Origin of the sequence: Azospirillum griseum (assembly GCF_003966125.1) — a bacterium.
Taxonomy (GTDB): domain Bacteria; phylum Pseudomonadota; class Alphaproteobacteria; order Azospirillales; family Azospirillaceae; genus Azospirillum; species Azospirillum griseum.
The window spans coordinates 90,381-111,918 of the sequence record NZ_RXMA01000004.1; the positions used below are offsets into that span (position 1 = coordinate 90,381).

Here is a 21,538-nt window from a genome sequence, read left to right on the forward strand (position 1 = left end):
TGGAGCGGGTTATTCGTCGTCGGACAGGACCGGCGGGCGGGGGGCGGCGTTGACCGGGGTGGAGAGTTGGGCGTCCACCACGGCGACGGCGGTCATGTTGACCAGACCGCGCGTCGTCACCGATGGGGTGACGATGTGGACTGGGCGTTCCACGCCCAGCAGGATCGGGCCGACATTCTGCGCCTCGCCCAGGATTTTCATCATGTTGAAGGCGATGTTGGCGGCGTCCAGCGTCGGCATGACCAGCAGGTTGGCTTCGCCCTTCAGACGGCTGTCGGGCAGGACCTCCTTGCGGATGGCTTCGGCCAGGGCGGCGTCGGCGTGCATTTCGCCGTCGATCTGCAGATCGGGCATGGCATCCGACGCCAGTTCATAGGCGCGGCGCATCTTGCGGGCCGACGGCGTGTCGGCGCTGCCGAAGTTGGAATGGGAGAGCAAGGCGACCTTCGGTTCGATGCCGAAGCGCTTGACCTCGTCCGCCGCCAGACGGGCGATTTCCGCCACCTCCTCGGCGCTGGGGTCGGCGTTGACGTAGGTGTCGGTGATGAAGTGAACGCCCTTTTGGGAAATCAGCGCGTTCATCGTCGCCGCGACCTTGACGCCCTTGCGCAGGCCGATCAGCCCGGCGATGTGGGCGAAATGCTCGTTGAAGCGGCCCGACGCGCCGCAGACCATCGCGTCGGCCTCGCCCCGGCGGACCATCAGCGCGCCGAAGACGGTCGGCTGGGTGCGCACGACGTTGGCGGCGTGGGCGGGTGCCACACCGCGACGGCCCATCAGCTTGCGGTAGGCTTCGGCGTAGCTGTGATAGCGCAGGTCGCGGATGATCTCGATCACCTCGACGTCGCGGCCGATCTTCAGGCGCAGGCCCATTTCGCTGATGATCCGCTCCACCACCTCGCGGCGGCCGATCAGGATCGGTTGGGCGATGCCGTCATCGACCACCACCTGGGCGCAGCGCACGACGCGCGGATCCTCGCCCTCGGCGTAGACCACGCGCTTGGGCGCGGTCTTGGCCTTGGTGATGACCGGCTTCATGAACAGGCCGGAGCGGATGACGTACTGGTTCAACTGCTCGCGGTAGGCGCGGAAATCGGCAATCGGGCGGGTGGCGACGCCGGATTCCATCGCCGCCTTGGCCACCGCCGACGACACCTCCACGATCAGGCGCGGGTCGAACGGCTTGGGCAGGATGTATTCGGGGCCGAAGCGCAGCGATTCACCGACATAGGCCGCCGCCACCACGTCCGACGGTTCGGCGCGGGCGAGGTTGGCGACCGCGTGGGTCGCGGCGATCTTCATCTCTTCGTTGACGGTGGTCGCCCCAACGTCGAGCGCGCCCCGGAAGATGAAGGGGAAGCACAGGACGTTGTTGACCTGATTGGGGAAATCCGAACGCCCGGTGGCGATGATCGCGTCGGCGCGGGCCTCGCGCGCCAGATCGGGCATGATTTCCGGCGTCGGGTTCGCCAGCGCCAGAATCAGCGGCTTGTCGGCCATGCGGCCCAGCAATACCGGCTTCAGCACGTTCGGGCCGGACAGACCGAGGAAGATGTCGGCCCCGTCGATCACGTCCGACAGGGTGCGGGCGTCGGTGTCCTGCGCGTAGGCGTCCTTGTACTCGTTCATCTCCTCGTTCCGGCCCTTGTGGACCAGACCGATGCGGTCCACCAGCCAGACATTTTCCCGCTTCACGCCCAGGCTGACCATCAGGTCCAGGCAGGCGATGCCCGCCGCGCCGCCGCCGGTGGACACCACCTTGACCGAGCCGATGTCCTTGCCGACCAGCGCCAGACCGTTCAGCACGGCGGCCCCGACGACGATGGCGGTCCCGTGCTGGTCGTCGTGGAAGACCGGAATCTTCATCCGCTCGCGGCAACGGCGTTCGACCTCGAAGCAGGCCGGGGCGGCGATGTCTTCCAGATTGATCGCGCCGAAGGTCGGTTCCAGACGGACGATGGTGTCGACCAGCGCGTCCACGTCCAGCTCGTTCAGCTCCAGATCGAAGCAGTCGATGCCGGCGAATTTCTTGAAGAGGACGGCCTTGCCCTCCATCACCGGCTTGGCGGCGAGCGGGCCGATGTTGCCCAGACCCAGAACGGCGGTTCCGTTGGTGACGACGGCGACCAGATTGGCGCGCGCGGTCAGCTCCGCCGCCTGGGCCGGATCGTTGGCGATGGCGGTGCTGGCAACGGCCACACCCGGCGAATAGGCAAGCGCAAGGTCGCGCTGGTTGGCCATGGGCTTGGTCGCGACCACCGCCAGCTTACCGGGGCGGGGGTTGCGGTGATACTCAAGCGCCATTGCGTCAAAATCGCCGGACATGGGGTCTCTTCCTCCGATTAACGTGAATTCGGTTAATTTCTTGAGGGGGTGTTATCCTGGTTGTCGGTTATAACGCAGGACCACCTCTTGTTCAAAACGGAAAGGGGGTGTTGTGGGAGGGTTGCAAAAAGCAAGGGGACGATTCGAACGCTGCCGAACCGCCCCTCGCACCTTACATGACCTTGCCGTTGGGGGCGCGGATCATTTGTGATCTTGCGCGCGCTTGCCCCTCCCCCTCCCGGATCAGATGCGGGCCAGCGCCGGTTCCTTGAAGTGTTCCTGATACTCGGCGACCGCCTTGCTCTCGTCGAACTCGCCTTCCATCTTGGCGACGACGACGGTGGCGACCCCGTTGCCGATCAGGTTGGTCAGGGCGCGGGCCTCCGACATGAAGCGGTCCACGCCCAGCAGCAGGGCCAGCCCCTCGATCGGCAGCACGCCGGTGGCCGACAGGGTGGCGGCGAGCGTCACAAAGCCGCCGCCCGTCACCGCCGCCGCGCCCTTCGAGGTCAGCATCAGGATGACGAGGATGTAAAGCTGCTGCCAGATCGTCAGATCGACGTTGAAGGCCTGGGCGATGAAGATGGCGGCCATCGACAGATAGATCGAGGTGCCATCGAGGTTGAAGGAGTAACCGGTGGGGATGACCAAACCGACGACGTGCTTGGAGCAGCCGAACTTCTGCATCTTCTCCATCATGCGCGGCAGGACGGATTCCGACGAGGAGGTGCCGAGCACGATCAGCAGTTCCTGACGGATGTAGCGGATGAAGCTCCAGATGCTGAAGCCGTACATCTTGGCGATGCCGCCCAGCACGACGAAGATGAACAACGCCATCGTGATGTAGACCGACGCCATCAGCTGGCCCAGCGCGGTCAGCGACGACACGCCGTATTTGCCGATGGTGAAGGACATCGCGCCAAAGGCACCGACCGGGGCGACGCGCATCAGGATGCCGATCACACCGAACAGCGCGTGGCCGACCTTGTCAAAGATGTCCTCGACGACCTTGCCCTTCTGCCCCATCGCGGCGAGTGCCACGCCGAAGACCACGGCGAAGAACAGGATTTGCAGCATGTCGCCCTGAACGAAGGCCCCGACGACGTTGTCGGGCACGATGCCGACGATGAAGTCGATGAAGCCGTGCTCCTTGGCCGAGGAGGCGTATTTCTGCACCGAATCGGCCTTCAACTGGCCGGGGACGATGTTCATCCCCGCCCCCGGACGGACGAGGTTGACGACCAGCAGCCCGATGCCGAGCGCGAAGGTGGTCACGACCTCGAAATACAGCAGGGCCTTGCCGCCGACCTTGCCGACCTTCTTCAGATTGCCGATGGAGGAAATGCCGGTGACGACGGTCAGGAACACGATGGGGCCGATCACCATCTTGACCATCTTGATGAACAGATCGCCCAGCGGCTTCATCTCCACCGCCAGCGACGGATAGAAATGGCCGAGCAGGATGCCGAAGGTGATCGCGGTCAGAACCTGGAAGGTCAGGTTGGTGTAGAAGGGCTTCTTTGTCGGCCCGTGGGCGGCGGTCGCGGCGCTCATGGTCATCTCCTCGTGGCGTTCCGGGTGGGGCGTCCGCTCTCTGGCGGGCTGCTCCCGACTTGGTTGCCTATGAAAGCAAGCGGTGGGCCAATTGCTGAATCCAGCAACATCAAGGATTTGATGGAAAGGCGTGGGCGAAATTCCGCACGACAAGCCGTTTCCCGATGTGCGAAAATCCGCACACGCAGGGCCGTTGCGACGGTTTGTTGCGGTGCAGCATAGGCTTTGGCAGCGTTCGACCCCATGTTCGACCGAAACGGGACATTTTCCGTCACCGCGCGGCTGGCGGCCCTGCTGACAGGGACGGTGCTGGCGCGGCCCCGGCGTCTGCTGCTGGCCTTGCTGCTGCTGGGCGTGCCGGTGGCGGCGGCGCTGGCGGCGGGCTGGTCCGCCGGGCTGGCGGAAGCCGACCTGCGCGAGCGGGTGGCGGCGCAACTGGCGCTGTTCGACGCCAATCTGCGGGCGGAGTTGGAACGCCACGCCGCCGTGCCGCTGGCCCTGGCCCGCGATGGCGAGGTCGCCGCCCTGCTGACCGACCCGACGCCGGAGCGGATCGCGCGGATGAACGACAAGCTGTCGGGCATCGCCCAGGCGCTCGACGCGTCGGCGCTCTACATCATGAACAGCGCCGGTTTGACCCTGACCGCCAGCAATTGGGACAGCCCCAACGGCTTCGTCGGCCAGAATTTCGCCTACCGGCCCTATTTCCAACGGGCGATGGACCAGGGCGAAGGGCATCATTTCGCGCTGGGAACCACCTCCTTCGTGCCGGGCTATTACACCGCGCACCGGGTGGTGGCGGAAAACCGCACAGTGGGCGTGGTGGTGCTGAAGGTCGCCTTCGACCGGCTGGAACGGGCCTGGGCACCGGGACAGGAAAAGCTGCTGGTGAGCGACCGCGACGGCGTGGTGTTCATCACCAACGTGCCGGAATGGCGTTACCGCGCCCTGCCCCGCCAACTGCCCATCGCCCTGCCCGTCCGTCCCGACGGCAGCAGCGAGGGGATGGACGTGCTGCCCTGGGCCTTTGCCGGGGCCGCCGACCGCATCGCGCTGGCCGACCCGGCGGGGGGCGAGCGGCGCTTCCTGCTGGCGTCGATCGCCATGCCGGGGGGCGATTGGACCTTGCACAGCCTGACCAGCCTGGACCCGGTGACGGCGCGGGCGCAGGGGGCCGGGCTGCTCGCCGCCGCCCTGACCGCGCTGGCGGCGATGGCGGTGCACGCGCTGGCCCTGCGCCGCGCCGCCCTGGCCGAACGGCTGGCGTTGGAGGAGGCGACCCGGCTGGAGCTGGAACGCCGCGTGGCCGAAGCCACCGCCGAGCTGCGCGCGACCGAAAACGAACTGACCCAGGCGGCCAAGCTGGCGGCCCTCGGCCAGATGTCGGCGGGGATCGCGCACGAGATCAACCAACCGCTCGCCGCCCTGCGCAGCTTCGCCGACAACGCCGTCGTGCTGCTGGACCGGGGGCGGCTGGACGCCGTGCGCGGCAATCTGGCCGAGATCGCCGAACTGACCGACCGCATGGCGGCGATCACCCGCCAGTTGAAGGGCTTCGCCCGCCGCGCCTCGGGCACTCTGGGGCCGGTGTCGATCCAGGGATCCGTCGCCCAGGCGCTGGCGCTGTTCGAAGCGCGGCTGCGGCGGGAGGAAGTCGAGGTTGTCTTGGACCTGCCCGACAGCCCGCTGTGGGTGGTGGGGGAGGATGTGCGGCTGCAACAGGTGCTGGTCAATCTGATCGGCAACGCCGCCGACGCCATGCGCGGCCGCCCGCTGCGCCGCCTGACCATCGCCGCGCGGGTGGACGCGTCCCCCACAACCGCGACCGGTGGGCCGGATCTGTGGTTGAGCGTGGCCGACAGCGGGACCGGCATCGCCGCCGCCGATCTGCCCCGGCTGTTCGTGCCCTTCTTCACCACGAAGGAGGCGGGCGACGGGCTGGGGTTGGGGCTGTCGATCAGCCACGGCATTGTCGAGGATCTGGGCGGCAGTCTGACCGCCGCCAACCAACCCGACGGCGGGGCCGTCTTCACCTTGCGTCTCAAACTGGTGGATCAACCGTTATGACCATGACCGACACGGCAAACGGGTGCGTTGTGTTCGTGGACGACGAACGCGCGGTGCGGCTGGCCGGTCAACAAACCCTGGAGCTGGCCGATTTCTCCGTCATCGCCTGCGACGGGGCCGAACGCGCCCTGCGCCATCTGGGGCGCGACTGGCCGGGCTGCCTCGTCACCGATCTGCGGATGCCGCAGATGGACGGGCTGACGCTGATGGCGCGGGTCCAGGCCATCGACCCGGAACTGCCGGTCATCCTCATCACCGGCCATGGCGACGTGCCGATGGCGGTGGAGGCGATGCGCAACGGGGCCTATGACTTCCTGGAAAAGCCCTTCCCCGCCGACCGGCTGACCGACACCGTGCGCCGCGCGGTGGAGAAACGCCGTCTGGTGCTGGAAAACCGCCGCCTGCGCGCCGCCCTGTCCGGTGGGGAAACCGCCGGCGTCGGCATCGTCGGGCGCACACCGGGGATCGAGCGGTTGCGCGCCACCATCGCGGCGGTGGCCGACACCGACGCCGATGTGCTGGTGCTGGGCGAAACCGGATCGGGCAAGGAGATGGTCGCCCGCGCCCTGCACGACGCCAGCGCCCGGCGCAAACACCCCTTCGTCGCCCTGAATTGCGGGGCGATGCCGGAATCGATCTTTGAAAGCGAATTGTTCGGGCACGAGGCCGGGGCCTTCACCGGCGCGGCCAAACGGCGGGTTGGCCGGATCGAGCATTCCAGCGGCGGGACCCTGTTCCTCGACGAAATCGAAAGCATGCCGCTGTCGCTTCAGGTCAAGCTGTTGCGGGTGATTCAGGAACGGGTGGTCGAACCGCTGGGGTCGAACGAGCTGGTTCCGGTCAATCTGCGCATCGTCGCCGCCACCAAGGTCGATCTGAAGCAGGCCGCCGCCGCCGGAACCTTCCGCGCCGATCTTTATTACCGGTTGAACGTCGTCGTCGTCACCATCCCGCCCCTGCGCGAGCGGCGCGAGGACATTCCGCTGCTGTTCCAGCATTTCGTCTTGCAGGCCGCCAACCGCTACAACCGCGACCCGCGCGCCCTGTCCCCGGCGCAGGCCCAACGGCTGATGGCGCAGGACTGGCCGGGCAACGTCCGCGAGCTGCGCAACGCCGCCGACCGCTTCGTGTTGGGGCTGGAGGATGGGGCGGCGGAGCCAACGCCGCGCCCACCGGTGTCGGGCGACGAGGGCGGCGGCGGTCTGTCGCTGGCCGAACAGGTGGACAGCTTTGAGAAAAGCCTGATCCAAGCCGAACTGGCGCGCCACAAGGGCAGCGTCAAAGCGGCGGTGGAAGCCCTGTCGATCCCGCGCAAGACCTTTTACGACAAGCTGAAGAAGTACGGGCTGAGCCGCGACGATTTCATCGAGTGATCGGGGCGCGGTCGAAGGATCGGCCCCCTACCGCTTCAGCAGATCGGCGAGGTCGAGGACCGCCCCGGCGACCTCGACCAGCCGCTTGTTCTGGTCCATCGCCATCTTGCGCAACGCCTTGTAGGCTTGATCTTCGGTCAGGTCGCGGTGGGCCATCAGCAGGCCCTTGGCCCGTTCGATCACCTTGCGGTCGTTCAGGGCGGCGCGCGACCGCTCCAGCTCCTCGTTCACCGCGCGGTAGCGGTCGAAATGGCCCGTCACCGTGTTGATGATCGAGCGGATCAGCTTGGCGCTCAACCCGTCCACGGCGTAGAGGCTCACCCCGGCGCGGATGGCGCGGGCCATCAGCGGGCGATCCTCCTCCCCGATCAGCAGGGCGACCGGGCGCGGGGTTTCCTGGTTGATCGTCATCAGATCTTCCAGATAATCGCGGTCGGGTGCCGCCAGATCGACGACGATCACATCGGGCCGGTGCTGGTGCAGGGCGGCGCGCAGATCGGTGTCCACCCCGATGACGGCGGCCACGGTCGCCCCGCTGTCGCGCAGGCTGCGTTCGACCAGGGCCGCCCGATCCGCGTCGTCATCCACCACCAGAACCCGCACCGTGTCCCCTTTCCCTTGGTTCACCATCGCCAGCATCGTTCAAACAGCAAAAGCCGGGCCAATCCGCCCAGCCCCACCCCACCGCCTCACGCCGCGCGGACCTTGTGGATGAAGCCGGTCAGGTCGCCGCGCAGGGCCTGGGTCAGCCGGTCCAGGTCGCGGGCGGCGGTCAGGACCTGTTCGGCCATGCCGCCGGTGTCGTCGGCGGTGTGCGCCACCCCCTCCACGCTGGTCGACACGGTGTGCGCGCCGTCGGCCACATCCTGGATGGTGGCGGCGATGCGGTCGGTCGCGGCCTCCTGCTGGGCCAGGGCGGCGGCGACGCGGGTGATGACGCCGTCCATGCGGGACACGGCGTCGCGGATGCCGCCGATGGTGTCCACCGCCGCCAGCGCCGCGTCCTGGATCATCCGCACCTGCTGGCCGATGTCGTCGGTGGCGCGCGCGGTCTGGGTGGCCAGACTTTTCACCTCTCCGGCCACCACGGCGAAGCCCTTGCCCGCTTCGCCCGCCCTTGCGGCTTCGATGGTGGCGTTGAGCGCCAGCAGGTTGGTTTGACCGGCGATCTCGTGGATCAGGCCGACCACCGCGCCGATCCGGTTGGCGGCGTCGTGCAGGCCGCCGACCGTGCCGTTGGTGCGCTCCACCTCCGACACGGCCGAAGCGGTGATGCGCAGGGACTCCTCGGTCTGGCGGTTGATGTCGTGGATGGCGGCGCTCAACTCCTCCGCCGCCTTGGCGACCGTGCGCACCCCGTCCAGCGATTGGCGCGAGGCCGAGGCCATGTTGAGCGAGCGCTCGCTGTTCTGCCCGGCCATCTCGGCCATCCGCTGGGCGCTGTCGCGCATCCGCGCGGCGGTGTCGGCCAGCACGGTCAGGGCGGATTCGCTGGCGTTGCCGAAATCATGCACGGCGTCCTCCACCGTCTGCTGCCGCAGATCGACGCGGGCGCGCTCGCGCTGCTGCTGCGCGGCCAGCGTGCTGGCCCCGCCCATCCCGTTGCGGTGCAGGCGCACCGCCTCCGCCAGCCAATCGGGGGCGGCGCTGTCGGGTGGGGTGGCGGCGCTGGCGCTGGCATTTGAGGCGCTCTCGCGCATGGCGCTGGCCACCCCCTCGGTCCAGCGGGCCTGCGCGGTCAGGCGGCGGCGGGTCCACCAGCCCGACAGGCGCAACAACGGCCCGGCACCGGCCAGCGGGGCGGCGAAGGCTTGGCGAGCCTGGGCGAGCGCGGCGGCGCAGGCGGCCCCCAGATCGTCGATCAGCCGGTCTTCCACCGTCTTGAGCGCGTCGATGCGCCGGGTGGCGGCGGCGAACCAGGCCGGGCCTTCGATCCCGGCCAAGGCCCCGGTCAGGCCGCCCTCCTGCACCACCCGCCGCATCCGCTCGACCTCCGGCTGGTCGGCGAGCGCGGCGCGCAGCGTGGCCGCGCGCTCCGGGCCGGTGTTTTCGACCACGATGTCGAAGGAGCGGTTCTGCGCGACGACCAGCGCGGCGAACCGGCGGTGCTGGGCGGCGTCGAACCGCCCGGCGGAAAAACCGGCGGCCCCGGTCGCCCGCTCCTGCCCCGCCTGCTCCTTGCCCTGCATCAGGTTGAAGGCGGCGATCAGGGCGCGTGAGACGGTCGGATCCGCCGACACGTCCGTCGCCGCCGAGACGATGCCGAGCAACGCGCCGATCAGACGGCAGAAACAGGCGAAGCTGTCCGCCGGTTCCACCGCCAGCCGCCCGGCGCGTTCCCGCAGCGCGGGCAGCGCGTCGAGATCGGCCAGGGCGGCGCGAATCCCGGCGAACAGGGCGGCCCCATGCGCCATGCGGTCGAGATCGTCGAAACAGGCGCGCAAGTCCTGCTCCCTTTTTTGGCATATCGCCGTTTGTGGGGCGATCTGCTCAGAAAACAGGCGTCCACCGCTGCCCAGATGGATGTTCCACACCCCCCGTTCCTTTTGCAGTTCGTGAATCAGGGCGGCGATGGCCGACACCACGGCGCACACCGCCGACACCTGTTCCAAATCCCGCACCGCCCGAAACCGGGCCGTCAGAACGAAGCGGGCGGCGGCGTGCCGATCGTTGCGCAGGACGGTGTGTTTCATGGGCGTCATCCTTTCCGGTCGGTTGTCCAGCGGGAGAATTTGGCTCTTCCGATGGAGGTCGGTGGCTTTTTGCGACGCAAAATGCGGGCCGTTTGGCGGAATGGGGACGACCAAAGGCGTTGGTCTTGGACTCTGCTGATTCTTTGGGCTGGTCGCCGTGTCGTTGGGCAGGGAATGGGCGGCGGCGGGCCGGGGCGGTGGGGAAGGGCTTTTGCAGCGCAAAAATGATGCGAGAACGCGCTGTGTTGTGTCGGTTTTCGTGAAAAGCCACACGCCGATCATGGGCATGACGAGGGCAAAACGCCCATTGTCTGCGCTGAAAAACCGTTGGGAAAGGCCGATTTTCATGGATGCGCCGCAGGGCGACGAAATGACACATGAAACGTCTTTACAGTTTGAGTTTTGTATCATATTTTTCCCGCACAGACAGTTTGCTGGACGCGCAAGCAATCGCGGGGACGCCGATGTACACGCAGGGTTTGGACAGCAAGGCCGATCAGGGCGCGCAACCGTCGCCCCGGCTGGTGACGGACAACGACATCCGTTTTCAGGAACGCATCGACGCTGAAGAAAAGATCGAGCCGCGCGACTGGATGCCCGACGGCTACCGCCGCACCCTGGTCCGCCAGATCGCCCAGCACGCCCATTCCGAAATCGTCGGCATGCTGCCGGAGGGCAACTGGATCACCCGCGCGCCCAGCCTGCGCCGCAAGGTGGCCCTGCTGGCCAAGGTGCAGGACGAGGGCGGGCACGGCCTGTACCTCTACAGCGCGGCGGAGACGCTGGGCGTGTCGCGCGACGAGCTGGTCGAACAGCTTCTGGCGGGCAAGGCCAAATATTCCAGCATCTTCAATTACCCGACCCTGACCTGGGCCGACATCGGGGCCATCGGCTGGCTGGTGGACGGGGCCGCGATCATGAATCAGGTGCCGCTCTGCCGCTGCTCCTACGGTCCCTACGCCCGCGCCATGATCCGGGTGTGCCGCGAGGAAAGCTTTCACCAGCGCCAGGGCTATGAACTGATGCTGGCGCTGGCCAACGGCACGGCGGAGCAGAAGCGGATGGCGCAGGACGCCTTGAACCGCTGGTGGTGGCCGTCGCTGATGATGTTCGGCCCGTCGGACGACCAGTCCGCCCACTCCGCCCAGAACATGGCCTGGAAGATCAAGCGCTTCTCCAACGACGAGCTGCGCCAGCGTTTCGTCGACGCCACCGTGCCTCAGGCGGAGTTCCTGGGCCTGACCATCCCCGATCCCGATCTGCGGCTGAACGCCGAGACCGGCCATTACGAGTTCGGGGCCATCGACTGGTCCGAATTCAACGAGATCCTGAAGGGCAACGGCCCGTGCAACCGCGAACGCCTGGAAGCCCGCCGCAAGGCCTGGGACGAGGGTGCCTGGGTGCGCGAGGCCGCCACCGCCCACGCCGCCAAGCGCGCCCAGCGCCACTTGAAAAACGTCGGCTGACGCAGCCGGGAGGGTTAGAGCCATGAACCACACCGCGAGCGACCGCAAAGACTGGCCGCTGTTCGAGATCTTCATCCGCCCGAAAAACGGCCTGAGCCACAAGCATGTCGGCAGCCTGCACGCCGCCGACGCCAAGATGGCGCTGGGCAACGCGCGCGACGTCTACACCCGCCGGGGCGAAGGGGTGAGCATCTGGGCGGTCCCCGCCGCCGCCATCGCCGCGTCCGATCCGGCGGACAAGGCCAGCCTGTTCGAACCGGCGGACGACAAGGTTTACCGTCATCCGACCTTCTACGAGATCCCCGCCGACGTGAAGAACATCTGACCGCAAGGGAATCCGGGATGACCATCGACACCCAACAGGCCCTGTTCGGCTTCGCGCTGCGGCTGGGCGACACCAGTCTGGTGCTGGGGCACCGGCTGTCCGAATGGTGCGGCCACGCGCCGGAACTGGAAGAAGACATCGCGCTGACCAACATCGCGTTGGATCTGGTCGGCCACGCCCGCCTGTGGCTCAGCCTTGCGGGCGAGGCCGAGGGCCAGGGCCGCGACGAAGACCGGCTGGCCTACCGCCGCGACGTGTTCGATTACCGCAACCATCTGCTCGTCGAGCAGCCCAACCGCGATTTCGGCCACACCATCGTCCGCCAGTTCCTGCACGACGCCTGGGCGGTGGAGCTGTACGAGCGCCTCGCCACCTCCCCCGACGCCGGGGTCGCGGGCATCGCCGCCAAGGCGCTGAAGGAGGTGCGCTACCACGTCCAGCACAGCGCGGAATGGGTGATCCGGCTGGGCGACGGGACCGCCGTCAGCCACGCCAAGACGCAGGAAGCGCTTGATCGCCTGTGGCCCTACACCGGCGAGATGTTCGAGGCTGACGCGGCGTCGTCGGCGCTGGCCGCCGCCGGGATCGCGCCCGCTCTGGCGGACCTGCGCGCCACCTGGGCCGCGCGCGTGGCCGACACGGTGGCCGAGGCGACCTTGACCCGCCCGGCCGACGGCTGGATGCACAAGGGCGGCCTGCGCGGCGAACACAGCGAGCATCTGGGCTATCTGCTGGCCGAGATGCAGTTCCTGCCGCGCGCCTATCCCGACGCGGTGTGGTGAGGGGGAGCGGGGCCATGGCGCAAGCGGAGCAGGCCGGGCGCGCGGACGCGGGCTGTTGGGGGCCGGAACCGGGGGCCGATCCCCTGGTGCTGACCGCCTGGACCGCGCTGGCCGGGGTGATGGATCCGGAGATCCCGGTGTTGAGCGTCGTCGATCTCGGCATCGTCCGGTCGGTGGAGCGTCTTGACGATGGGGCCGGGGATGGACGTTGCGATGGGCGGCTGGCGGTGACGGTGACGCCGACCTATTCCGGCTGCCCGGCCACCGGCGTGATCGTGCTGGAGGTGGAAACCGCGCTGGCGCGCGCCGGGCTGGACGCCACCGTCCGCGTGGTCATCGCCCCGCCCTGGACCACCGACTGGATCAGCGACACGGGCCGGGCCAAGCTGGCCGAGGTCGGCATCGTGCCGCCGCCCGCCGCTGGCAAGCGGGCGTTGACCGCGCCGCTGGAGGCCATCGCCTGCCCGCTCTGCGGATCGACCGACACCGCGCAGATCAGCCGTTTCGGCTCCACCGCCTGCAAGGCCCTGCACCGCTGCAACGCCTGCCTCGAACCGTTCGACGTGTTCAAATGCCATTGAGAAATGCCATTGAGTCAAGCGCCATCGAGCCAAACGCCAGTGAGCGGCTGCGCGACCGACAAGGAAGTCCACCCATGAGCACTCCCAGCTTTCACGCCCTGACCATCGGCGAATGCCGCCGGGAAACCGCCGACACCGTGTCGCTGCGGTTCGACGTGCCGCCCGAACTGGCCGACCGCTACCGCTTCGCCCATGGCCAGCATCTGACCTTGAAGACCAGCATCGGCGGGGAGGAGGTGCGCCGCTCCTACTCCATCTGCTCCGGCGTGGATGAGGGGGAATTGCGCGTCGCCATCAAGCGGGTGGAGGGTGGGGTCTTCTCCAACCACGCCAACGACGCCTTGGCGGCGGGGATGAGTCTGGAGGTGATGACGCCGATGGGCCGCTTCACCACCCCGCTCGACCCGGCGGCGGCCAAGACCTATGTCGCCTTTGCGGCGGGCAGCGGCATCACGCCGATCCTGTCGATCCTCAAGACCGTGCTGGCGCGCGAGCCGCGCAGCCAATTCCTGCTGATCTATGGCAACCGCACCGTCTCCTCCATCATCTTCCGCGAGGAGTTGGAGGATCTGAAGAACCGTTATATTGGGCGGCTGGCGATCCATCATCTGTTGAGCCGCGAACCGGAAGAGGCCGGGCTGTTGTCGGGCCGCATCGGGGCCGATCTGGTGCGGGAGTTGTGCTCTGGGCCGATCGACGCCGCCAGCGTGGACGCCGTGTTCCTGTGCGGCCCGCAGGCGATGGTGGAGGAGGTGCGCGACACCCTGACCGCTGCCGGAACCCCGGCGGAACGCATCCATCTGGAGCTGTTCGGCACCAGCGCGCCGCGCCGCGCCAGCGCCGCCCCGGCGAGCGTGGATGACCCCGTGGAGGGGGCGACCATCGCCATCCTTCAGGACGGCAAGCGCCGTGAATTCACCCTGGCCTATGACGGCGACACCATTCTGGACGCCGCCCACCGCCACGGGGCCGACCTGCCTTACTCCTGCAAATCCGGCGTCTGCTGCACCTGCCGGGCGAAGGTCCGGGAGGGCAAGGTGGCGATGGCCGAAAACTACTCCCTGGAGCCGTGGGAGGTGGAGGCCGGCTACGTCCTGACCTGCCAGTCCCGCCCGCTGACCGACCGGGTGGTGATCGACTTCGACGCCGCCTGAGCGGCCTGGAACGACCATAACGGACCAGCCAAAAACGCCCGCCCGCGCAACGACAACCAAGCACAATGGGAAACGCCCGCATGACCACGACCCCGCAGAGCCTGTTCGCCACCCACGAAGCCACGCTGCGCCAGGCGGTGGAGGCCTGCCGCAGCCGGGCCTATTGGTCGGCCTACCCGGAAATGCCCAGCCCGCGCGCCTATGGCGAGACGGCGGCGGCGGATGGCGAAGCGGCGTTGGCGGCCTACCGCGACCGGCTGTTTCCGCTCGACCAGCCGGGTATCACCGGAACGGCGGGGGGCGAACGGTCGCCCTTCGGCTTTGATCTGGGCGTCACCTACCCGGTGTCGGACCTGGACGCGCTGCTGGCGGCGGCCAAGGCGGCGATGCCGGGCTGGCGCAAGGCCGGTCCCGATGGCCGGGCGGGCGTGTGCCTGGAGATCCTGAAGCGGCTGAACGCCCGCAGCTTTGACATCGCCAACGCGGTCATGCACACCACCGGGCAAGCCTTCATGATGGCGTTCCAGGCCGGTGGCCCGCACGCGCAGGATCGCGGGCTGGAAGCGGTCGCCTATGGCTGGAAGGCGATGACCGATCAGGCTCCGACCGCGCGCTGGGAAAAGCCGCAGGGCAAGAACCCGCCGCTGGTGATGGACAAGCGGTTCGAGGTGGTCGGGCGTGGCGTCGGGCTGGTGATCGGCTGCGCCACCTTCCCGACCTGGAACGGCTATCCCGGCCTGTTCGCCAGCCTCGTCACCGGCAACGCGGTCATCGTCAAGCCGGGGCCGACGGCGATCCTGCCGCTGGCCATCACCGTCAAGATCGCCCGCGAGGTGCTGGCCGAGGCCGGGCTTGACCCCAACCTCGTCACGCTGGCGGTTGGCGACACCATCGCCAAGGATCTGGCCCTGCGGCCCGAGGTGGCGGTCATCGACTACACCGGCTCCACCGGCTTTGGCGATTGGCTGGAACAGAACGCCCGTCAGGCCCAGGTCTACACCGAAAAGGCGGGCGTCAACACCGTCACCATCGACAGCACCGACGACCCCAAGGGCATGGTCCGCAACCTCGCCTTCACCCTCAGCCTCTATTCCGGCCAGATGTGCACGACGACGCAGGTCTTCTTCGTGCCCAAGGACGGCATCCAGGCCGGGGCGGAGCGGATGAGCTTCGATCAGGTCGCCGCCGCGCTGGCTGGCGGGGTGGACAAGTTCCTGTCCGATCCCGAACGCGCGGTGGAGGTGCTGGGGGCCATCCAGTCGCCCGCCACGCTGGCCCGGATCGACCACGCGGCGACGCTGGGCACGGTGGTGTTGCCGTCGCGCGCCATCGCCCACCCGAAATTCCCCGACGCCCAGGTGCGCACCCCGCTGATCCTGACCATGGACGCCAGCGAGGAGGAGAAGTATGGCGAGGAGCTGTTCGGCCCCATCGCCATCGTCGTCAAGACCGAGTCCACCGCCGACAGCCTGGAGCGCGCCGCCCGCCTGACCCGGACCAAGGGCGCGCTGACCGCCGGTCTCTATTCCAGCGATCCGGCGGTGATCGAACAGGCGACTGAGGCGTTCGTCGAGGCCGGGGTCGCCCTGTCGGTCAATCTGACCGGCGGCGTCTTCGTCAACCAATCGGCGGCCTTCAGCGATTTCCACGGCACCGGGGCCAACCCGGCGGCCAACGCCGCCCTGTGCGATCTGGCCTTTGTCGCCAACCGCTTCCGCGTGGTGCAGAGCCGCGTTCCGGCGGCGACGGCCGCGTGAGGGGGGATCAGGCGATGAGCGAGGCCATGATGAGCGCCGAAACCCCGATCCTGCTGACCATCGCCGACGGCGTGGCCACCATCACCCTGAACCGGCCCGACCGGCTGAACAGCTTCACCGCCGCCATGCACGCCGATCTGCGCGCGGCGCTGGACCGGGTGGAGGGCGACGCCACCGTGCGCTGCCTGCTGCTGACCGGGGCCGGGCGCGGCTTCTGCGCCGGTCAGGATTTGTCCGACCGGGCGGTGGCCCCGGGGGCGGCCCCGCCGGATTTGGGGGAGTCGATCGAGACCAACTACAACCCGCTGGTGCGCCGCCTGCGCGCCCTGCCGATGCCGGTGGTTTGCGCCGTGAACGGTGTCGCCGCCGGGGCCGGGGCCAATCTGGCCTTGGCCTGCGACATCGTGCTGGCGGCCAGATCGGCCAGCTTCATCCAGGCCTTTTGCAAGATCGGGCTGCTGCCGGATTCGGGCGGCACCTGGACCCTGCCCCGTCTGGTCGGCCACGCCCGCGCCATGGGGCTGGCCATGCTGGGCGACAAGGTGACGGCCACGCAGGCCGAAGCCTGGGGCATGATCTGGAAGGCGGTGGACGACGACGCGCTGGCCGGGGAGGCGCTGGCGCTGGCCCGCCATCTGGCGACCCAGCCGACCAAGGGGCTGGCGCTGATCAAGCGGGCGCTCAACGCGTCCTCCACCAACGATCTCGACGCGCAACTGGATTTGGAACGCGATCTTCAGCGCGAAGCCGGGCGGAGCGAGGATTACCGCGAGGGTGTCGCCGCCTTCGTTGGCAAGCGCGCCCCCAGTTTTCAGGGACGGTGAGCGATGCTTCCCCTTCCCCCCACCACCATCGTCGGCGTCGTCGGCAGCGGCGCGATGGGCCAGGGCATCGCCCAGGTCGCCGCGCAGGCCGGGCACCCGGTGTTGCTGGTCGATGCCCGTCCGGGCGCGGCGGCGGCGGCCATCGCCGCCATCGCCACGGCGCTGAACGGGCTGGTCGACAAGGGCAAGTGCACGGCGGCGGAGCGTGACGCCACGCTGGCCCGCCTGACCGCCGTCGATGCTCTGGCCGATCTGGCCCCCGCCGGTCTGGTGATCGAAGCGGTGGTCGAGGATCTGGAGGTCAAGCGCCGCCTGTTCGCGGAGCTGGAGGGCATCGTCGGACCCGACGCCATCCTGACCACCAACACCTCCTCCATCTCCGTCACCGCCATCGCGGCGGGGGTGGCGCGGCCCGAACGGCTGGCCGGTCTGCATTTCTTCAACCCGGCCCCGCTGATGGCGCTGGTGGAGATCGTCAGCGGTCTGGCGACCGATCCGGCCATCGCCACCACCCTGTTCGACACCGCGCGCGCCTGGGGCAAAAGCCCGGTGCGCTGCCGCTCGACCCCCGGCTTCATCGTCAACCGGGTGGCCCGTCCCTTCTACGCCGAAGGGCTGCGGCTGGTGCAGGAACAGGCGGCCGACCCCGCCGGGATCGACGCCATCCTGCGCGAGTCCGGCGGGTTCCGCATGGGGCCGTTCGAGCTGATGGACCTGATCGGGCACGACGTGAATTTCGCCGTCACCCGCTCCGTCCACGCCGCCTATTTCGGCGACCCGCGCTTTCAACCCTCGCTGATCCAGCAGGAGTTGGTGGAGGCCGGGCGGTTGGGCCGCAAGAGCGGGCGCGGGTTTTACGATTACCGGCCCGGTGCCGAACGCCCGCCGGTCCCGGCCTTCACCACCGGGGCGCAGCCGGACCGGGTGGTGGTGCGCGGCGATCTCGGCCCGGCGGCGGCCCTGCCGGGGCTGTTGCGTGCCGCCGGGGTGGCGGTGGAGGAGGAGGCCGAGGGCCAGGCGGATGGGCCGGGCGTGCTGGTCGTCGATGGCGTCACCGTGGCGCTGACCGACGGGCGCAGCGCCGGGCAGCGCGCGGCGGAGGACGGGATCGCGGCGCTGGTGCTGTTCGATCTGGCGCTGGATTACGCCAAGGCCACCCGCATCGCCATCACCACGCGCAACGGCGCGCCCTATGACCATCTGACCACCGCCGCCAGCCTGTTCACCGCGCTGGGCAAGGCGGTGACGGTGATCGACGACGCGCCGGGCATGGCGGTGCTGCGCACCGTGGCGATGCTGGCGAACGAGGCGGCGGACGCGGTGATGCAGGGGGTGGCCTGTGCCGCCGATGTCGATACGGCGATGACCAAGGGGGTGAATTACCCGCTGGGGCCGCTGGCCTGGGCCGAACGGATCGGGCTGGCGCGGGTGTGCCGCGCGCTCGACGCCTTGGCCCATGTCTATGGCGAGGACCGTTACCGCGCCTCGGCCCTGTTGCGCCGGAAAATCTGGGAAGGAACCCGTTTCCATGACTGACCACACGACCGAGCCGGGCGTGACCCCGCAGGCCATCGCCGAGGCGGTGGGGCGCGGCATGTACGAGCGCGATTACTGCGCGCAGTCCCACGGCATCGCACTGGCCGCCATCGCGCCGGGCTTTTCCCGGATGACGATGACCGTGCGCAAGGACATGGTGAACGGCCACGACATCGGCCATGGCGGCATGACCTTCACGCTGGCCGACACGGCCTTTGCCTACGCCTGCAACGCCGACAATCAGGTGACGGTGGCGTCGGGCTGCTCCATCAGCTTTCCCGCCCCCGCCCGGCTGGGGGATGTGCTGACAGCGGAATGCCGGGTGGTGCATCAGGGCGGGCGGTCGGGCGTGTACGACACCGTCGTGACCAACCAGGATGGCGTGATCGTTGGCCTGTTCCGTGGCCAATCCGCCCGTTTGAAGGGGCAGCGGGTGGTGGATGTCGGCTGACCGACGGTGCCCGCCTCTCCCCTCCGGTTTGATTTTCAGGAGCCGTGTGTCATGACCGACGCCTTTCTCTGCGACGCCGTCCGCACCCCCTTTGGCCGTTACGGCGGCGGGCTGGCCCCGGTGCGCCCGGACGATCTGGCCGCCGTGCCGCTGAAAGCGCTGATGGAGCGCAACCCCGGCGTCGATTGGGCGGCGGTGGATGATGTGATCCTGGGCTGCGCCAACCAGGCCGGGGAGGACAACCGCAACGTCGCCCGCATGGCCGCCCTGCTGGCCGGTTTGCCGGAAGCGGTGCCGGGAACCACCGTCAACCGGCTGTGCGGGTCGGGGATGGACAGCGTCGGCATGGCCGCCCGCGCCATCAAGGCCGGTGAGGCGGAGCTGATGATCGCCGGGGGCGTGGAAAGCATGACCCGCGCGCCCTTCGTGATGGGCAAGGCCGACAGCGCCTTTTCCCGCTCCGCCGAGATCTTTGACACGACGATCGGCTGGCGCTTCGTCAACCCGCTGATGAAGGCGCGTTTCGGCATCGACAGCATGCCGGAGACCGCCGAGAACGTCGCCGCCGACTTCGCCATCAGCCGCGCCGACCAGGACGCGTTTGCCCTGCGCAGCCAGCAGCGCGCCGCCCGTGCGCAACGTTCCGGGCGCTTCGCCCGCGAAATTGTGCCGGTGGCGATCCCCCGTCGCAAGGGCGAGCCGGTGATCGTGGCCGAGGATGAGCATCTGCGCCCCGACACGACGCTGGAGGCGCTGGCCAAGCTCGGCACCCCCTTCCGCAAGGAGGGGGGCAGCGTCACGGCGGGCAACGCGTCGGGCGTGAACGACGGGGCGGCGGCGGTGATCGTGGCGTCGGCGGACGCGGTGCGCCGCTATGGCCTGACGCCGCGCGCCCGCATCGTCGGCACCGGGGTGGCGGGCGTGCCGCCGCGCATCATGGGCATCGGCCCGGCCCCGGCGACGCAAAAGCTGCTGGCCCGGCTGGGCCTGACCATCGCCGACATCGACGTGATCGAGTTGAACGAGGCGTTCGCCGCCCAAGGCTTGGCGGTGATGCGCCAATTGGGGCTGGCCGACGATGCCGACCATGTGAACCCCAACGGCGGGGCCATCGCGCTGGGCCACCCGCTGGGGGCCAGCGGGACCCGGCTGATCGCCACCGCCGTGGCGGAACTGGAAGACCGCAAGGCCGCCCGCGCGCTCTGCACCATGTGCATCGGCGTCGGCCAGGGCATCGCCATGGTTCTGGAACGGGTCTGATCCCGCCCCAGCCACAACCGGCCAGCAAGCGCCGGACGCGCAAGACCGACCGCGCCAGGATGAAGGGAGAAACGCACCATGACCACCCACACCGCCGCCCCCACGAGCGCGCTTGACCGGTACGAAACCGCCAGCCGCGACGAGATCGCGGCGATGCAGACGGAGCGGCTGGCCTGGTCGCTGCGCCACAGCTACGACAACGTCCCGGCCTTTCGCGCCAAATGCGAGGCCAAGGGCGTCCACCCCGACGACTTCAAGGAGTTGAGGGATCTGGCGCTGTTCCCCTTCACCGTGAAGGACGATCTGCGCCAGAACTACCCGTTCGGCATGTTCGCCGTGCCGATGGAGGACATCGTCCGCGTCCACGCCTCCAGCGGGACCACCGGGCGGCCCACCGTGGTCGGCTACACCCAGCACGACATCGACGTGTGGGCGGAGGTGGTCGCCCGCTCCATCCGCGCGGCGGGCGGCTCGCGCGGCGACCGCGTGCACATCGCCTATGGTTATGGCCTGTTCACCGGCGGTCTGGGCGCGCATTACGGGGCGGAGCGGCTGGGCTGCACCGTGATCCCGATGTCGGGCGGGCAGACGGAAAAGCAGGTCCAGCTCATCATGGACTTCAAGCCGACCATCATCATGGTCACGCCGTCCTACATGCTGAACATCGCCGAGGAGATGGTGCGCCAGGGCATCAACCCGCGCGAAACCAGCCTGCGCGTCGGCATCTTCGGGGCCGAACCCTGGACCGGGGCGATGCGGGGCGAGATCGAAAAGACCTTCAACATCCACGCCGTGGACATCTATGGCCTGTCGGAGGTGATGGGGCCGGGTGTGGCGTCGGAATGCGTGGAGACCAAGGACGGGCCGGTCATCTGGGAGGATCATTTCTATCCTGAGATCATCGACCCCGACACCGGCGAGGTGCTGCCCGATGGCTCCTATGGCGAACTGGTCTTCACCACCCTGACCAAGCAGGGCATGCCGGTCATCCGCTACCGCACCCGCGACCTGACCCGTCTGCTGCCGCCGACCGCGCGCAGCATGCGCCGGATCGACAAGATCACCGGACGGTCGGACGACATGCTCATCATTCGCGGCGTCAACGTCTTCCCGACCCAGATCGAGGAACTGATCTGCAAGGACCCGGCGCTGGCCCCGCATTACGAACTGGTGGTCAGCCGCGACGGCCATCTCGACAGCCTCGCCGTGCGGGTGGAGGTGAACCCCGAAACCCACCCGTCGGAATGGGACCGCCACTCCAAGATGCTGCAACACTCGATCAAGTCGCGCGTGGGCATCAGCACCAGCGTCGAGGTGGTCGAGCAGGGCGGCGTCGCCCGCTCCATCGGCAAGGCCAAGCGCGTGCGGGATCTGCGGCCCAAGGCGTGAG

Annotated in this window: 17 protein-coding genes; 13 read left to right on the forward strand and 4 right to left on the reverse strand. The window is 68.6% G+C overall.

From position 1 onward, the window contains the following. Nucleotides 1-9: 9 nt before the first annotated feature. Both EJ903_RS06295 and EJ903_RS06300 read right to left on the reverse strand, forming a co-directional pair. Nucleotides 10-2,325, reverse strand: coding sequence for an NADP-dependent malic enzyme (locus EJ903_RS06295; RefSeq protein ID WP_126613221.1), 2,316 nt, complete (start codon nt 2,323-2,325; stop codon nt 10-12). 243 nt (nt 2,326-2,568) lie between these two features. Beyond that, complete coding sequence (locus EJ903_RS06300; protein ID WP_126613223.1) at nt 2,569-3,879, reverse strand: dicarboxylate/amino acid:cation symporter; 1,311 nt, start codon at nt 3,877-3,879, stop codon at nt 2,569-2,571. A gap of 243 nt (nt 3,880-4,122) precedes the next feature. Between EJ903_RS06300 and EJ903_RS06305 the strand changes: the two genes are divergently transcribed. Further along, nucleotides 4,123-5,946, forward strand: a complete 1,824-nt coding sequence (locus EJ903_RS06305; protein ID WP_126613225.1) for a sensor histidine kinase — start codon at nt 4,123-4,125, stop codon at nt 5,944-5,946. Between the two features lie 2 nt (nt 5,947-5,948). Continuing rightward, entirely contained in the window at nt 5,949-7,319 is a 1,371-nt protein-coding gene (locus EJ903_RS06310; RefSeq protein WP_126613513.1) for a sigma-54-dependent transcriptional regulator, read from the forward strand. Between the two features lie 27 nt (nt 7,320-7,346). Here EJ903_RS06310 and EJ903_RS06315 read toward each other — a convergent pair whose 3' ends face one another. Together EJ903_RS06315 and EJ903_RS06320 are read right to left on the reverse strand one after the other, a co-directional pair. Next, on the reverse strand, nt 7,347-7,949 hold the full coding sequence (locus tag EJ903_RS06315) for an ANTAR domain-containing response regulator (RefSeq protein ID WP_158627883.1): 603 nt from the start codon (nt 7,947-7,949) through the stop codon (nt 7,347-7,349). Between the two features lie 59 nt (nt 7,950-8,008). Continuing rightward, entirely contained in the window at nt 8,009-10,012 is a 2,004-nt protein-coding gene (locus EJ903_RS06320) for a methyl-accepting chemotaxis protein (RefSeq protein WP_158627884.1), read from the reverse strand. A 464-nt stretch (nt 10,013-10,476) separates the two neighbouring features. On the opposite strand from EJ903_RS06320, the gene paaA reads away from it, so the two are divergent. The 11 genes from paaA to paaK all read left to right on the forward strand — a co-directional run bounded on the left by paaA (nt 10,477) and on the right by paaK (nt 21,537). After that, nucleotides 10,477-11,478 carry a 1,2-phenylacetyl-CoA epoxidase subunit PaaA gene (paaA, locus tag EJ903_RS06325; protein ID WP_126613231.1) on the forward strand — a complete coding sequence of 334 codons (1,002 nt, stop codon included), beginning with the start codon at nt 10,477-10,479 and terminating at the stop codon, nt 11,476-11,478. Between the two features lie 22 nt (nt 11,479-11,500). Further along, nucleotides 11,501-11,803 (forward strand): 1,2-phenylacetyl-CoA epoxidase subunit PaaB, encoded by a 303-nt coding sequence (gene paaB, locus EJ903_RS06330; protein ID WP_126613233.1) that lies wholly within the window; start codon nt 11,501-11,503, stop codon nt 11,801-11,803. Between the two features lie 17 nt (nt 11,804-11,820). Beyond that, a complete protein-coding gene (gene paaC, locus EJ903_RS06335; protein ID WP_126613235.1) occupies nt 11,821-12,585 on the forward strand; it encodes a 1,2-phenylacetyl-CoA epoxidase subunit PaaC in 765 nt (254 codons plus the stop codon). A gap of 14 nt (nt 12,586-12,599) precedes the next feature. Next, complete coding sequence (gene paaD, locus EJ903_RS06340; RefSeq protein WP_126613237.1) at nt 12,600-13,166, forward strand: 1,2-phenylacetyl-CoA epoxidase subunit PaaD; 567 nt, start codon at nt 12,600-12,602, stop codon at nt 13,164-13,166. Between the two features lie 74 nt (nt 13,167-13,240). Then, nucleotides 13,241-14,320, forward strand: coding sequence for a 1,2-phenylacetyl-CoA epoxidase subunit PaaE (paaE, locus tag EJ903_RS06345; RefSeq protein WP_126613239.1), 1,080 nt, complete (start codon nt 13,241-13,243; stop codon nt 14,318-14,320). Nucleotides 14,321-14,400: 80 nt separating this feature from the next. Beyond that, the gene (gene paaN / locus EJ903_RS06350; RefSeq protein WP_126613240.1) at nt 14,401-16,077 is read left to right on the forward strand and encodes a phenylacetic acid degradation protein PaaN; all 1,677 of its coding nucleotides are present in this window, start codon (nt 14,401-14,403) and stop codon (nt 16,075-16,077) included. Nucleotides 16,078-16,106: 29 nt separating this feature from the next. After that, complete coding sequence (paaG, locus tag EJ903_RS06355; RefSeq protein WP_126613515.1) at nt 16,107-16,901, forward strand: 2-(1,2-epoxy-1,2-dihydrophenyl)acetyl-CoA isomerase PaaG; 795 nt, start codon at nt 16,107-16,109, stop codon at nt 16,899-16,901. 3 nt (nt 16,902-16,904) lie between these two features. After that, nucleotides 16,905-18,437: a 3-hydroxyacyl-CoA dehydrogenase PaaH gene (paaH, locus tag EJ903_RS06360; protein WP_126613241.1), complete on the forward strand. Its 1,533-nt coding sequence runs from the start codon at nt 16,905-16,907 to the stop codon at nt 18,435-18,437. Further along, the gene (gene paaI / locus EJ903_RS06365; protein ID WP_126613242.1) at nt 18,430-18,888 is read left to right on the forward strand and encodes a hydroxyphenylacetyl-CoA thioesterase PaaI; all 459 of its coding nucleotides are present in this window, start codon (nt 18,430-18,432) and stop codon (nt 18,886-18,888) included. The genes paaH and paaI overlap by 8 nt, the downstream gene beginning before the upstream one ends. A 51-nt stretch (nt 18,889-18,939) precedes the next feature. After that, entirely contained in the window at nt 18,940-20,148 is a 1,209-nt protein-coding gene (gene pcaF, locus EJ903_RS06370) for a 3-oxoadipyl-CoA thiolase (protein WP_126613243.1), read from the forward strand. Between the two features lie 78 nt (nt 20,149-20,226). Next, the gene (gene paaK / locus EJ903_RS06375) at nt 20,227-21,537 is read left to right on the forward strand and encodes a phenylacetate--CoA ligase PaaK (protein WP_126613244.1); all 1,311 of its coding nucleotides are present in this window, start codon (nt 20,227-20,229) and stop codon (nt 21,535-21,537) included. The last annotated feature ends 1 nt before the right edge of the window (nt 21,538 follow it).